The sequence below is a fragment of the Candidatus Methylomirabilota bacterium genome, assembly GCA_003104975.1.
Classification (GTDB): Bacteria; Methylomirabilota; Methylomirabilia; order Methylomirabilales; family Methylomirabilaceae; genus Methylomirabilis.
The window spans coordinates 1-14,127 of the sequence record PQAM01000017.1; the positions used below are offsets into that span (position 1 = coordinate 1).

The 14,127-nt window shown below is 60.1% G+C and carries 13 protein-coding genes and 1 tRNA gene; 10 read left to right on the forward strand and 4 right to left on the reverse strand.

Features of this window, described 5'->3' with window-relative positions:
* Positions 1-158: 158 nt before the first annotated feature.
* The 4 genes from C3F12_12380 to C3F12_12395 all read right to left on the reverse strand — a co-directional run bounded on the left by C3F12_12380 (position 159) and on the right by C3F12_12395 (position 6,501).
* Positions 159-899, reverse strand: a complete 741-nt coding sequence (locus C3F12_12380; protein PWB43470.1) for a hypothetical protein — start codon at positions 897-899, stop codon at positions 159-161.
* 86 nt (positions 900-985) lie between these two features.
* The gene (locus C3F12_12385) at positions 986-1,843 is read right to left on the reverse strand and encodes a hypothetical protein (GenBank protein ID PWB43471.1); all 858 of its coding nucleotides are present in this window, start codon (positions 1,841-1,843) and stop codon (positions 986-988) included.
* A gap of 10 nt (positions 1,844-1,853) precedes the next feature.
* Entirely contained in the window at positions 1,854-2,981 is a 1,128-nt protein-coding gene (locus tag C3F12_12390; protein PWB43472.1) for a dehydrogenase, read from the reverse strand.
* Positions 2,982-3,066: 85 nt separating this feature from the next.
* Positions 3,067-6,501: a molybdopterin oxidoreductase gene (locus C3F12_12395; GenBank protein PWB43536.1), complete on the reverse strand. Its 3,435-nt coding sequence runs from the start codon at positions 6,499-6,501 to the stop codon at positions 3,067-3,069.
* A 655-nt stretch (positions 6,502-7,156) separates the two neighbouring features.
* Between C3F12_12395 and C3F12_12400 the strand changes: the two genes are divergently transcribed.
* From C3F12_12400 to C3F12_12445, 10 genes are all read left to right on the forward strand, one after another.
* Positions 7,157-7,945: a hypothetical protein gene (locus C3F12_12400; protein ID PWB43473.1), complete on the forward strand. Its 789-nt coding sequence runs from the start codon at positions 7,157-7,159 to the stop codon at positions 7,943-7,945.
* A 462-nt stretch (positions 7,946-8,407) separates the two neighbouring features.
* Entirely contained in the window at positions 8,408-8,677 is a 270-nt protein-coding gene (locus C3F12_12405) for a hypothetical protein (GenBank protein PWB43474.1), read from the forward strand.
* Positions 8,670-8,909 (forward strand): hypothetical protein, encoded by a 240-nt coding sequence (locus C3F12_12410; GenBank protein PWB43475.1) that lies wholly within the window; start codon positions 8,670-8,672, stop codon positions 8,907-8,909. The genes C3F12_12405 and C3F12_12410 overlap by 8 nt, the downstream gene beginning before the upstream one ends.
* 119 nt (positions 8,910-9,028) lie before the next feature.
* Positions 9,029-9,103 (forward strand) — tRNA-Val (locus C3F12_12415).
* Positions 9,104-9,232: 129 nt separating this feature from the next.
* Positions 9,233-11,275, forward strand: coding sequence for a threonine--tRNA ligase (locus C3F12_12420; protein ID PWB43476.1), 2,043 nt, complete (start codon positions 9,233-9,235; stop codon positions 11,273-11,275).
* A 10-nt stretch (positions 11,276-11,285) separates the two neighbouring features.
* A complete protein-coding gene (locus C3F12_12425; GenBank protein PWB43477.1) occupies positions 11,286-11,777 on the forward strand; it encodes a translation initiation factor IF-3 in 492 nt (163 codons plus the stop codon).
* 14 nt (positions 11,778-11,791) lie between these two features.
* A complete protein-coding gene (locus C3F12_12430; GenBank protein PWB43478.1) occupies positions 11,792-11,989 on the forward strand; it encodes a 50S ribosomal protein L35 in 198 nt (65 codons plus the stop codon).
* A gap of 118 nt (positions 11,990-12,107) precedes the next feature.
* Positions 12,108-12,467, forward strand: coding sequence for a 50S ribosomal protein L20 (locus C3F12_12435; GenBank protein PWB43479.1), 360 nt, complete (start codon positions 12,108-12,110; stop codon positions 12,465-12,467).
* Between the two features lie 65 nt (positions 12,468-12,532).
* Positions 12,533-13,585 carry a phenylalanine--tRNA ligase subunit alpha gene (locus tag C3F12_12440; GenBank protein PWB43480.1) on the forward strand — a complete coding sequence of 351 codons (1,053 nt, stop codon included), beginning with the start codon at positions 12,533-12,535 and terminating at the stop codon, positions 13,583-13,585.
* Between the two features lie 177 nt (positions 13,586-13,762).
* Complete coding sequence (locus C3F12_12445) at positions 13,763-13,963, forward strand: hypothetical protein (protein PWB43481.1); 201 nt, start codon at positions 13,763-13,765, stop codon at positions 13,961-13,963.
* Positions 13,964-14,127: the final 164 nt, after the last annotated feature.

Sequence of the window (14,127 nt, forward strand, 5' to 3'; positions counted from 1 at the left end):
GTCATGCTCATGGGCTCCTGGGGCTCGCGTGTCCTGTGCAACCAGTGGCCGGTTGTGGCTGTCTGTTAGCAAGTTGGGGGCCAGATTTCGTAGAGCGATGAGGCCTGAGGCTACTTGGAGCGTCCTGCGACCGACGATGAAGGACAGATATTCAGCGTCTATTCTTCCTGGTTGCCGGATGCATAGGGGCACTGCAGGGAGTCTCCTCCCATCAGCGGATCGCCGACCGGACCACCGACCGGTACGGGCGACGCCTGCAGACGGGTGATCTCGGCGTGAACCAGCGCCCCCAGCGATTCCCCCATAACAAGGTAAAATGGATGGGCCTGGCACTGTCGCAACTGTTCGGTGAAGGCGTCGGTCCAGGTCCCGAGATGATCCTGGATAAAGCGCTGCTGAGCCGTTCGGGTCGTGTCCAGGGCCTCCTGCCATCCTTCGGCTATGGCGTATGCCTCCTTCACGGCGAGTAGACTCATAAACTCGAGTTCAAGGCCGAGATGGTCTTCAGGATGGGAATTGTCGGAAGAGGGGCGCAGATCGAATGCCAGATAGAAACCGGCAATATCCGCGAGAGTTGCCGGTCGCCCCAACAGGCGCCCCGCGTCGCCATAGGCGGTTTCATGCAACGGGCAGCGAGCGGCAGGACCGAAGAGTCGAATGTGCTCGGATTCGAGCGTTTCGCTATCTACATGAAGAAGGAGCCTGTTGATTTGCTGAGAGGCGTGCCTCAGATCGGCCGGCCAGGAGTGCGGACTGTTCAATAGCGCGCTCCACCGCGCCTCCAGTCGCGTGACGACATCGGTGGAAGGGTAGGCAAATGCGAGAGCGAGCGCCTGAAAGGCGGCGCCACGACCGAGTGCAGTCGATACCTGTTTTGCCGATGCTGGTCGGGTCTCCATCGTTTTATCTGTGGGAAATCCAACGGGCGTTCTTTTTGGATCTGAGTCCCAACCCCTAACCCCCAACCCCTAACCCCTCGCAATTGCTACTTGGCCAGTCTCAGCGGTATCCAGTCGGACCAGGACTTACGCGAGCCGACCTCGTGGTTGCCGCCGTCCCACACGGCAAATGCGATCGCGGTTTCGTTGCCCGGCGAAAGACGAGGTTGGTTTTCATTCGCGCCGACCAGCGGATGGGTGATGACAACCCGCCAGACGCCGTCTCTCCACTCTCCCTTGCCGTCCGCCTTCTGGTCGGAGTGAACGGTCATGGTGCCCCATCCCTCTGCGATCTGATCGAGGACGGGTGATTGTTTGTGGCGTGAGATCGGATTATCGAGGCCCAGGGCCCCCGTATATGGTTGGACATCGATCGCCCTGAGCACCTGGTCAGGGTAGATATCGACCAGGGTATTGGGGTAGAGGTCTCGCACCGTCGGCTCGCCCCTGTCAACGTCACGCTGGAACGCCGCCCGCCATTGCCAGATCACTACCGCTCCCCCTCGACTCCCCATCATGGGGCTGGGCAAGGTATCTTTTCTGTAGTGGACCGGCAGTTCGACGGCCGCCTGATCCGCGAACGTGTCCGGCACGATGCGGTCGTTTTTTGTAGGATCCTTCCATTCCAACAGGATCGCGAGCCACTGCCCGTTGTGAACGGCCTTCACGTTGAGCGCGGTCACGGATGCGTTGGGATTGGTGGGTGGGACAAATACCTGCGGCAGCAGCGTCACTTTGACGGCAGGAGCCTGCTTCCAGAACCCCGCCTGGAGATCCGCCAGATGGCCCTGACCTTTCACACGAACCGCCTGAAGCAGTTCTGCGTCCGAAAGGGGGACCATCAACACGAGGCCCAATGCCAGGGCAATAAGGGTAACCAGGCCGAACTGACCGCGTCTGTTCATCGCCCATCACTCACGAGATGTTAGTGCGGAAGGTCTGGAACTGTTCGTCATAGGCGGCGCGGAGATGGATCGGCTCACTCATCGGTACCCGCGCCACCTCGGTATCCTTTTCATCATAGCCGATCGCATGGTTCCCCTCGACCTTGTAGTGGTGGATGATGTCGGGGGTACTGCCGAAGAGGAGCAGCGCGCCCAGCAGCCGTGGGTTCCCGGAGGCGGTACGATAGGCTGTGATGGCCTCGTCCACGCCCCAGCCGAACATCTGGGAGAGAAAGGCTGACGGCACATGCACCGGAGGGATGTAGTAGACATTCGGCTCCAGACCGAACTGCGGATAGAGCGGCTTGGCAATCTTGGTGACATGGACAAGATAATCCAGCGGGTTGTCTTCTCTTACCTTATCCGGTGACGACAGAAATCCCTGCAGGCGGATCTTGCCGATACAGGTGATGGCGCACTGGGTCTGCCGACCGTTTTCGACGGCGGGATAGCAGCCGATGCACTTCTCTGAGACGCGGGTCATGGAGTTGAAATAGACCTTCTTGTAGGGGCAGGCTCGGACGCATTCGCGGTAGCCGCGACAGCGATACTGATCGAGCAACACGATCCCGTCTTCTTGCCGTTTGTAGATCGACATACGAGGACAGGCGGCGAGACAGGCCGGGTAGGTGCAGTGATTGCAGATACGCGGCAGGTAGTAGAGCCACTGCATGTGCGGCATCTGCAGCCACGCCCCCTGCGGCATGTTGCCGTAGCAGTCGTCTTCACCCACATTGGGACCGGCGTAATCCAGGTCGTCGGGCAGATAGCCGAGAATCCGCTCCCCGCTGGGCGCCGCATCAAAGAGGGTCTGTCCCCGGTAGGGGAAGGTGCGCATGTCCTGGACGCCCAGCTTTTCGAGGATACGGACGTCCCACCCCAGCGGGTAGTACCCGTACGGCTTGGTCTCCACATTATTCCAGAACATATACTCCTGTCCGCGCCCAGGGGTCCAGGTGGTCTTGCACGCGACCGTACATGTCTGGCACGCGATGCACTTGTTGGTGTCCATCACCATGGCAAACTGCCTTTGGGGTCTCACCCCTTCATAGGGGTACTCCATCTCGCGTCCGAGCTGCCAGTTGTATACCTTCGGCATAGTGTCTCCGTCATAGCCTTCAGCTAACAGCGATCAGCAAAAGCTCTGTTGCCTGCTGCTGAACGCTGTTGGCTGAAGGCCGATCTTAGGCCTTGGTTACCCTCACGAACCCGCCCTTCAGGTACTGTTTCATGGTATCGCTCTCGGCGCTTGGCCGCAGACCCAGCGTCACCGGACGCCACAGCCCTTTGCCGCCAAGACCGCCGTCCTCGGCCTTGGTGAATTTCGCCAGCGACTCCCTCGGCGCGCTGGTGACGCAGTGGACGTCCACGTTGAAGCCCCGGGTAATCTCGTGGGTCCACGATTTACGGGTGATCAACGTGTGGGTCTGGTGCGTGGGTTTGAGCCAGGTCCGTGTAAGGCTCTGATGGCCGCCGTATCGGAACAGGGCCTGATAGTTAGTCTCGGCATTCTTGGCGATTCCGTCAGGTCGCGTTTCATGCGCCTTGACCGAGCCCGGCGTCGCCATATAGCCGTTAAACCACATGCGTGTGATCCCCCGCGGGGTCCCCGGGTAGTAGCGGGCGCGCGCCAGCAGTCGGGCGACCTTGTATTCCGCCCGTCGCTTGGGGTCGTTCCAGCCGCGGAACGGCTGCTCATCCGGATCGCCATCGATCCATACATAGTCGCCGTCGTAGATCCCCATCCCCTTGGCGTCCTCCGGGTTGATGTCCACATACATCTCGCCGGTGTCCGGCATTCGCTTGTCACGTCGGTAGATATCGCCGAACGGCCCGAAGAGCGCCGCCATGAAGTCGGTATCGATCGGCATGGTATGGGCCCCGTGACGGTATTTCGGCGTATGGAATACATGGTCCCAGCCTCGATCCTTCAGCGGGTGTGCGGAGGCCAGCAGCCCGGCGACGGTATAGGTCGTATTCCGCATCTGGCGGGTGATGGGGCTGCGGTCGTCCGGCGCAATCCCCCACTCCTCTGGTCGCTTGGGGCGAATGGCCGGATGGGGCGCCGCGACGATGCTGCATGGATCGTAAAAGGTCGCCTCTGACGGCTCGCGATGCACGATCAGGTTCTCTCCCGCGTCGACGAATTCCGGCTCCGGGCGGTAGAACTCCAGGCGCCCCGTCCTGGTGTACCAGGGTTTGGATTCCTGCACCTGCTCAAAGCTGTTGATGCGGGGGTAGGTTCGTGTGTTCAGCAGGGCCGGGATCCCGACCTTTGCCAGCGTTTCCAGCTCTTCGAAACGGTACCCTTTCAGCGGGGCGGAGCCGTCGAGAATCCGCTGCAGGTAGACCTCGACCCGGTTCGCGGCGATAAAGTGCCACATCTGTTCAAAGCGGGGATCACCCGTGAATTTACCCAGTTCTCGCGCGACCCCCAGGTAGGTGTCGTTATCTGACACGGTGGTGAAGGCGCGGCGGGCCGGCGTGCGCGGGTAGGCCTGAAGAAACGGATTGGTGTTGGACGCCGTCATGTCCGGATACTTGAACTCCATCCACGAATCGACGCCGTAGACGATGTCGCTGAACTCGCACGACGCCGTCCACCACCAGTCATTATAGACCACTAACTCGGCACGCGGCAGCGTGTTGAAGACCACATCGTAAAAACCCTTCTGATTGCCCAGGCTGGAGTTGGAATTGACCTGCCAGATACTCTTGGTGGGGGTGGGCACATGGGCGCCCGTCGTAATCTTTTTGTTGCCGGCCTTCATGATCCGCTCGCCGTTGGCCCAATAGTGCATCGATTCGGGACGAAGGTACGAGCGGGTCGCGACGGGGCCGGCAGGATCCAACTGAGGTCGGAAGGGATCCTCGATGGTCCAGCGGCCGATTCCGGAAAAGAGGGTATTCTTGTAGGTGCCGGCAAAGCTGCCGATGTTGCCGCCATGCCGACCCAGGCTGCCTGTCAGCGCGAGGACCAGGAAAATGGCCCGATCTTTGTTGTCGTTGTTCCAGAACTGGTTGGGTCCCATCCCGCAGGCGATGAGGGTCTTGCCGCCGCTGTCGGCGATCTCGCGCGCCAATGCCCGGATCGCCTCCTCCGGCGCCCACGTGAGTCGGCTGCACTGCTCCGGGGTCATATTGGCGTTAAGGTACTCCTGGGTCAGATCGAAGACCGGTCTCACGGCGACCGTCATCCCGTCTGTGAGTGTGACGTTGAAGCTTCCGGAGAGGGCCGGATCGATCCCCAACTTGGCGAAATGCGCGCCGAGATCGTCGTGGCCTACCGCCACGGGCCGATTGGCGCGTAGGTCCCACATGACAGAATCGGCCAACTCTGATACCAGATGCTCCGGCACCTGCACGCCGTTTTGCTGTGGGGTGGGCGGCGGCATTTTCCCCTTGGGCACCACCTGGGTCCAATTCTGCCAGCTCTTCTCCTGATAATTGAGGAACAGGTCCTTGGCCTGGAGACGTTCGAGCGTATCCATCCGGACCAATGTCGGCAGATCGGTGAACCGCTTGACAAAGTCGGCATTGTAGCGCTGTTCGGCCATCAGCACCTGAGCGAGACCCAGCGCGAAGGCCGGATCGGTGCCCGGTCGAATGACCACGACCTCGTCGCATTTGCTGGCGGTAGCCGAGTACTCAACGGTGATGGCTACGGTCTTGACACCCTTCAGCCGCGCCTCTGTCATCCAGTGGCTGTCGGGCATCTTGGTCGTGATCCAGTTCATCCCCCATACCACGACGAGCCTGGCGTTTTCGACGTCAAACAGCTCAAAGTCGTTGGTCTGGTCGCCGGTGACCATCGGGTGTCCCGGCGGCAGATCGGTATGGAATGAGTAGGAATCCCATGAACCGGCCCCCTTGGCCTCGTCGGGTTTGACGCCGCGGATATGGTGATCAAGGAGCGCCATGCTGTTGCCCAGGCGAAAGGCCCCGAAGATCCGCACCGCTCCCTGTTTCGCCATCCCTCCACGAAATTTCATCACACGGGTACCGGCCCCGCCGACCTGTTCGACCATATCGGGATCGTACCCCTGGGCCAACAGATATGCCTTGCCCTGCTCGCCGGAATAGGTCCTGGCGATGTTGTGCAGCGCCTTGGCGTGGTAGGCGTAGGCCTGTTCGTGCGAGACCCGCACCCAACGGTCCCAGCCTCGCTGCATCAGTTCCCTCGGCGCCGCCCCGGTCTTCGGATCGCGCGGAAATCCTTTATCCACCCACTCCTTGAACCCGCGTCGGATGAGGGCCCCATCGATACGGCGGTCGCCGTACAATCGCCGGGCCAGGACCAGGCCCTTCTGGCAGCAGCGGGGATCCCAGCGATGACTGGACTTGTTTCCGTACAGGTCGGTTGCCTTGCCGTAGCCGTAGGTGGGCTCGATGCGGACCATAACATTGTTTTTGACGAAGGCGTTGAGCAGGCAGTTGTGGGTATCGTTAGGACAGCAGAGAAAGACGAAATTCTTATCGTGGCGGAAGATGTCGCGGTAGATCCGCTCCCAGTCCCGGTTGGGGTAGGCGGCCAGGGGGTTGGGGACCGATACGGGGGCCAGGTAACGGTACTGTGCGAAGAGGTCCTCGGGAACCAGCGCTGTGCCAAGTCCGGCCATCCCGGCCAGCTTCAGGAAGTCGCGTCGTGACACCCTGCGTCCCACAGCCGCCTCCTTTCTTCGCAAATGCTCCAATTGTCTGGTGCTTACTTGCGAAAATCAGCGCATATAAATCATCACACCGGCGAAAGCCGGTATCCTCCAGCACAATCAATGGATTCCCGCTTATAGACCACAGGAATGACCTGACAGATGTTTTTGGAGCTACGTACGAGAGTGGTGAATGGAAAGGACTGATGAGCTGAATTGGCGAAGAGTAGCATGACAGTTGATCCGCGCTTCTCGATTAGATTACAATAATTGTTATCTATTTGCACGCATGAACTGTTCCGTCACCGTAACAAAGAAGGCGCACACCTGTCAACAAAAACCTACTCCCGACGTCATTCCGGGCTTGACCCCGGATCAGGTCCGGGGTCAAGCCCGGAATCCAGTCTTTCTGTACTGGATTCCCGCTTTCGCGGGAACGACGGGTCCAGGATGAATGCAAAGAAGCGTGAGACACACCACACCAGAATCAGAGCATCAGGCTCGTCACCTCGGCCATTAACCCGTTCCCCGCTTCAGCCTTTTGTACTCCCCAAAACTGCTGTACAATCCCCACTAAACGTGACAGGCTATCGACCGTGTTGGACGTGGCGAATGGGGCGCACGTATGGATGACCCGGTGATCACTGCGATCAAGAACGCCCTGGACGCCGTCGAAGCGGATGGCGACATTGCCATATTGCTCGCCGTGGAGTCTGGGAGTCGCGCATGGGGATTCCCCTCTGCGGACTCGGACTACGATGTTCGCTTTTTGTACGTTCATCGCCCGGAGTGGTACCTCTCGATCGATCTGGAAGAGCAACGCGACGTTATCGAACATCCACTTCGCGGCGATCTCGACCTGAGTGGATGGGATATCTGTAAGGCGTTGAAACTGTTCCGGAAATCCAACCCGCCGCTGCTCGAATGGCTGCAGTGTCCGATTGTCTATCGTGAGCGGGGTTCGTGTGCGACACGCCTGCGCGCGCTCCTGCCGGCCTTTTACTCGCCGCGGGCCAGTTTCTTTCACTATCTCCACATGGCTCGTGGCAACATCCGGGAGTATTTGAAGGGCGACGTCGTCTGGCGCAAGAAGTACTTTTACGTTCTCCGTCCTCTGCTTGCCATGCGCTGGATCGACCAGGGCCTTGGTCCGGTTCCTGTTGAGTTCGGCAAGCTGGTTGACGCCACAGTGGCCGATCCCACGGTCCGCGGCGCCATCGCCGAGCTTCTCATAGCGAAACGCGCCGGAGACGAACTCGATCGCGGAGCGCGTATCCCCGCCATCAGCGAGTTCATCGAGCAAGAGATGGCCCGCCTTGAAGACACGGAGCTGGACCGACCCAGTCTAATTCCACCCGTTGAGGAGCTCAACGAACTGTTCCGTAACACGTTGAGGGAGGTCTGGAGTACGTAATGAGTCGACTAAGTACCGTCAAACCTGTCGAGGAGCAGCAGGTTCGAACATGCCGTTGATCCCTCGCTCGTCCATCGCAGGCCTCACGTCTTCAGAGGCCCGGTACGTCATCCCGACAACGCAAGAGTGGCCGTTTATCAAGTAAAAAGAACCCACCTACGGCCAGTGGTGGTTAGGTTCATGGGGGAGTTGGCGGCACATGGGGGATCGCGACCGAGACGAAACGATCGCATCGGTCTACAGACGTGATTCCTCCGGTGAACGAGTCGTGGTATCGTATGCTTGCAGGCAGAGCGATACAGATCGCAAAACGGTCTGGATTCCGGCTCGCGCCCGCTGAGCGGGCTTAGCCGGAATGACGGCGAAAAATCTACAACGACTTCTAGAAATCGAAGGAATGTGCTGCGGGACGCAGCAAGCGCAGGGTGGAGTGGGAACAGTCGGACAAGAGGTGCGGTGAAGATGAAGACGCTTTATACGGTGGTGGTACGACAAGCCGGCGGTAAGTGGGTGACGCTCTGTCTCGAGAACGGCGTGGTTGGCCAAGGGGTAAGCAGAGAAGAGGCCATACAGCGGCTCAGGGAAGCGATTGCTTCGCTCGAGGAGGCGGTGAAGGTGGAAGGGGACGTATATTCCGCACCAGTCTCCATCAGAGAACTGCACGAGTTTCTAACCTACGAAGTGGATCAACCAACGGACGAGCGCTACGAATTATGCGCCGTTTATGGCTAGAAAGATTCCCGCACTCAAGCCGCGGGAACTCGTCCGCTTGCTGCTTGCCGCGGGGTGTGCATTCTGTCGCGAAGGCAAGGGTGATCACCGGCTGTACAGCCGTGTAGTGGCTGGCAGGAAACGCATTGTCCCAATAGATATGGGCGCAGGTGAGCTCTCACCGCTTTACGTGCTGCGCATCCTGCGGCAGTTCGGCTTCAGTGGCGAAGAGATCGAGACGTTCTTCCGGTAAGCACTCACCGCTCTGGAGAGCGACACAACCCTGCCCCGCATCTTGCCTTTTTCCTTGACAGAATAGGCCCAAGTGATTGAAGATAAGCCCCAGTGATTGGGGAGGTAAAGAGGACATTCAGGCGCGTAGCTCAGGGGGAGAGCGCTTGCTTGACACGCAAGAGGTCGGCGGTTCAAGACCGCCCGCGCCTACCATTGCTCATCATGCCCGGCCGCCTGTGTGCGGTGCGCAGACAGGTTGTTATCTCGGGTAGAATCGCCTAAGCACAACAGGGCGTCATGCCTTTGGTGGCGCCCTGTTGTGCGTGAAGGTAGAGACGTAGAGTGAGTGAGACTCAGATCCGATCGATTACGGTCACCCTGGACGACGGACGGCGATACGAATTTCCGTCCGGCGTGACGGTGCTGGCTGTGCTGGAGGCGGTAGATCCGGCCGCGCGGAAGGAGACGATCGGGGCAACCGTCAATGGGCGTCTTGTGGATCTGGGGAGTCCCATTGAGGGCGACGCCCATGTAAAGTGGGTGAGCATCACGTCGTCGGAAGGCCTGTCGATGCTTCGGCATAGCGCCGCCCACCTGATGGCCGCCGCCGTGCAGAAGCTCCTGCCAGGTTCAAAGTTTGCCATCGGTCCGGCCATCCAGGACGGTTTCTACTACGACATTGAGCCGCCCCGCCCGCTGACCGCGGACGATCTACCGACCATCGAGGCGACGATGCGCGAGCTCGCTGAGCAGCGGTTGCCGTTCGTCAGATTCGAGGTCCCGTTGGACGAGGCGATTGTGAAGACGTCCGCGTTAGAGCAGCCGTATAAGGTAGAGCTTCTGGAGAGCATCCGAGACCGGGCCGCAGCCTCGGCTGGAGCGACTGAGCAGGATGAGTTGGCGCACGAGGTGGACCCCGCCGCACAGCAGGTCAGCTTCTATACTACCGGCGACTTCGTCGATCTCTGCCGTGGTCCCCACGTGCTCGATACGTCGGTCATCCGTTTCTTCAGGCTGACCCACCTGGCGGGCGCCTACTGGCGTGGCGACGAGCGGCGGCCGATGCTGACCAGAATCTACGGGATCGCCTTTCCGACACAGGAGGCGCTCGAGGCGCACCTGTTTCTACTCGAGGAGGCCAAGCGACGCGACCATCGGCGTCTGGGCCGCGACCTGGATCTGTTCAGCGTGCATGATGAGATCGGCGGCGGCCTGGTCCTGTGGCATCCGAAGGGGGCGCTGGTCCGGAAGTTGATTGAGGATCTCTGGCGTGAGCAGCACCTCCAGCGCGGCTACGATCTCGTTTATTCGCCGCATGTCGGCCGGGCCAAGTTATGGGAGACGAGCGGCCATCTTGACTTTTATCAGGAGTTCATGTATCCGAGAATGGAAATGGAGGGGAACGACTATTACGTCAAGCCGATGAACTGCCCCTTCCATATCAAGCTGTTTCAGTCGAAGGTCCACAGCTACCGGGAACTCCCGGTGCGGTTCGCCGAGTTGGGAACGGTCTATCGCTTCGAGCGGGCCGGTGTGTTGCATGGGCTGCTGCGCGTCCGGGGGTTTACGCAGGACGACGCGCACATCTTCTGCACACCCGAGCAGATGGTGGGCGAGGTGGCGCGCGCCGTCAGCTTCAGCCTCGGCTTCTTGAGCAGCTTCGGGTTTGATCGGTTTGATGCCTATATCGCCACGCGGCCGGAGAAGGCGATCGGGGATCAGGGACTCTGGAACGAGGCGACCGACGCACTGCGCCGGGCGGCCGACGATGCGGGTCTTACGTACCAGATCGACGACGGTGGCGGCGCCTTCTACGGGCCGAAGATCGATCTCAAGGTGCGGGACGCGTTGGGCCGGGCCTGGCAGTGCACGACCATACAATTCGATTTTAATTTGCCGGAACGTTTTGACATTACGTACGTCGGGGAGGATAATCGACCACATCGACCGTTCATGGTCCACCGGGCGATCCTCGGATCGTTAGAGCGGTTCTTTGGGGTGTTGGTCGAGCACCACGCAGGCGCCTTCCCGACCTGGCTGGCGCCGGTGCAGGCGCGGCTGGTGCCGGTGGCGGATCGTTTTCAACCGTACGCCCGGCAGGTCTCCGAGCGGCTCAGGGCCATCGGGGTGCGCACGGAGGTGGACGTCCGGAACGAGAAGGTCGGCTACAAGATTCGGGATGCGGAGGTCCAGAAGACCCCCTACATCCTGGTGGTGGGGGAAAAAGAGGCCAGCGCAAGCGCCGTGTCGGTGCGACAGCGCGGCGGACGGGATCTGGGCGTGATGCCGATCGATCAATTCGCGTCCGTCATCCAAGAGGAACTCAAGCCGGTCATGGAACCTTCCATGTCGGCTTCCTGTGAAGGAGGGAGCATCCATCAGTAGAAGTGTTCGGGTGAACGAGCGGATTCGGATCAAAGAGGTGCGGGTGATCAGTCCGGAGGGGGCGCAACTGGGTATCCTGCCGATTCAGGAGGCCCTCGAGACCGCCCAGAAGCTCTCGCTTGATCTGGTAGAAGTGGCGCCGGACGCCAAGCCTCCCGTCTGCCGGATCATGAATTATGGGAAGTATCGGTACGAGCAGAACAAAAAGACGCGGGAGGCGCGAAAGAAACAGACGGTCATCCAGATCAAGGAGATCAAACTCCGGCCCAAGACCGATGATCATGATTTTCAGTTCAAGTCCAGGCATGCCGAGCGCTTCTTGAAGGAGGGGAATAAGACCAAGGTGACCTTGATGTTCCGGGGCCGTGAGATGGTTCATATTGAGCGGGGGAAGGCACAATTGGACCGTTTCGCGGAGGCGCTCAAAGAGGTCGCGGTGATCGAGCAGTACCCCAGACAGGAGGGTCGGAACATGGTGATGATCCTGACCCCAAAGCATTGACAGGGAGGAGCGACGTGCCGAAGATCAAGACGCTGAAAGGGGCCGCGAAGCGATTTAAGGTGACGGGAACCGGTAAGATCAGGCGCTATAAGGCGGCCAAGAGTCACCTGCTGACCGGTAAGTCGAGAAAACGTAAACGAAATCTGCGTCAGCCGGGTCTGGTGTCGAAGGAGGATACGGCCCGGATGGAGCGACTGATCCCCTATTTGTAACAACAACGGCTGATACATAGCAATCAGCTATCAGCATTCAGTCAGAGGAAAGGCGCATCCTGTCTTGGAGCTATGCTGACTGCTGAAGGCTGAACGCTGTCTTATCTGGAGGAGTAGGATGCCACGCGCAAAAGGTGGATTTAAGACACGGCGTCGCAGGAACAGGGTCCTCAAAGAGGCCGAGGGCTACTTTGGAAAACGGAGTAAGGCGTACCGGAGCGCGCAAGAGGCGGTCGATCGGGCTAAGCGGTACGCCCATCGCGACCGAAAGGCGCGCAAACGGGACTTTCGCAGCCTGTGGATCATCAGGATCAATGCAGCGGCCCGCCTGTCAGGCCTGTCATACAGTGTGATGATGGGCGGTCTGAAGAAGGCCGGTGTAGAGATTGATCGGAAGGCCCTGGCCGATCTGGCCGTCCAGGATCCGTCGGCATTTACCAAATTGGCGGAGGCCGCCCGGGGGCAGTTAGCGGCGTGATGATTTGACATAATCGGCCGAGACATGCCCCGACCGATGTCGGGGCTTGTTGTTGAAGGGGAGTCGTGGAGACGCTACGAGGGCAACTGGAGGATCTAAAGGCCGCAGCGCTCGACCGGATTGCGCAGAGCACTGACGCAGCCCAGCTCGAACAGGCGCGCGTCCACTTCCTCGGTCGCAAGGCTACGCTGACGACGATCCTTCGACAGTTGGTCACGCTTCCGCCGCAAGATCGACCGGCGATGGGCCTGCTGGCCAATCAGGTCAAGCAGGCGATTGAGGCATCCATCACCAACCGACGGGCGGCTCTGGAAGCGATCCCCAGCGATGAACTGCTGGCGGCAGACCGAATCGACGTCACGCTACCGGGGCGACGACCGACCGTCGGTCGCCTGCATCCCCTCACCCAGATCATCCGCGAGATCTGCAGCATCTTCGCAGGGATGGGCTTCGCCGTTATTGAGGGGCCGGAGGTGGAGTGGGACTACTACAACTTTGAGGCCCTCAATATCCCGGAGGATCATCCGGCGCGGGAGATGTGGGATACCTTCTGGATCGATCCGGCCAGCGCGCCTGTCGGCAAGCCGATGCTCCTGCGGACGCACACCTCGCCGATGCAGATCCGCATCATGGAGCAGACCAAGCCGCCGGTCCGCGTGGTGGTCCCAGGGAAGTGCTATCGGTACGAGGCGGTGGATGCCAGCCACGAGAGCCAGTTTCATCAGATCGAGGGGCTGGCGGTCGACGAGCACCTCACCTTTGCCGATCTGAAGGGGACACTCTACGCCTTTGTGCGGCGCCTCTTCGGCAATGAGCGGAAGATCCGCTTCCGGTGCGACTATTTTCCGTTCGTCGAGCCGGGCGTCGATATGTCGATCGACTGCTTTCGCTGCAAGGGCGCCGGCTGCCGGCTGTGCAAGACGACCGGCTGGCTCGAGATCCTCGGCGCCGGGATGGTGCATCCGAATGTCCTGGCGCGCGTCGGATACGACCCGGCCCGCTACACCGGCTTCGCCTTCGGCCTCGGCCCGGCGCGTGTCGCCATGCTGAAGTACGGCATCGACGACATCCGCCTCTTCCACAGTAACGACCTCCGCTTCCTCCAGCAGTTCCCCTGACACCTATTGCCCTCTGCACACACCCCCCTGCTTGACATGATTCTGCTGCTCGCATACTCTCCTATCGTAGTACGCATGGCAGGATAGGAGGAATCGGGCAAGGGCAATGGTCGGCGAAATCGAAAGTATTCTGGAGGCGCTCTCAGACAAGATAGAGGAAGATTAGGGAACGTCCCGATGGATGACGAACAGCGGGTGAATTCTTCAAGGAGGACGGAGGACCTGGAGTGGGACTTCGAGGGACACCGTCGCCGACAGGTCCGGCTCGGGCTGCAGCTCAGTCCTGCCGAACGATTGCGATGGCTTGAGCAGTCGATGGAGGAGCTTCGCAAACTCGTAGGCCGCGCCCGCCACGGCCGCCCCGTGACGTCAGAATAGGTGGTAGCGCCAGGGCTTGAGTCCGCCGCGCGTCGCCACGCCCAAGTCCGGTATCGATAAGATCCGTCCCTCCATACTAACGATCTACGTCTCCTTCGCCTGTTCTTCCGAGAAACCTCTACGTTTTTCTCTCGCCGCCCATCCCCTGTGATGACAAGGTCTGA

Coding starts and splice junctions, on each gene's coding strand:
- C3F12_12380 (PWB43470.1), bottom strand. CDS start 899: ATGGAGACCCGACCAGCATCGGCAAAACAGGTATCGACTGCACTCGGT.
- C3F12_12385 (PWB43471.1), bottom strand. CDS start 1,843: ATGAACAGACGCGGTCAGTTCGGCCTGGTTACCCTTATTGCCCTGGCA.
- C3F12_12390 (PWB43472.1), bottom strand. CDS start 2,981: ATGCCGAAGGTATACAACTGGCAGCTCGGACGCGAGATGGAGTACCCC.
- C3F12_12395 (PWB43536.1), bottom strand. CDS start 6,501: ATGGCCGGACTTGGCACAGCGCTGGTTCCCGAGGACCTCTTCGCACAG.
- C3F12_12400 (PWB43473.1), top strand. CDS start 7,157: ATGGATGACCCGGTGATCACTGCGATCAAGAACGCCCTGGACGCCGTC.
- C3F12_12405 (PWB43474.1), top strand. CDS start 8,408: ATGAAGACGCTTTATACGGTGGTGGTACGACAAGCCGGCGGTAAGTGG.
- C3F12_12410 (PWB43475.1), top strand. CDS start 8,670: ATGGCTAGAAAGATTCCCGCACTCAAGCCGCGGGAACTCGTCCGCTTG.
- C3F12_12435 (PWB43479.1), top strand. CDS start 12,108: ATGCCACGCGCAAAAGGTGGATTTAAGACACGGCGTCGCAGGAACAGG.
- C3F12_12445 (PWB43481.1), top strand. CDS start 13,763: ATGGATGACGAACAGCGGGTGAATTCTTCAAGGAGGACGGAGGACCTG.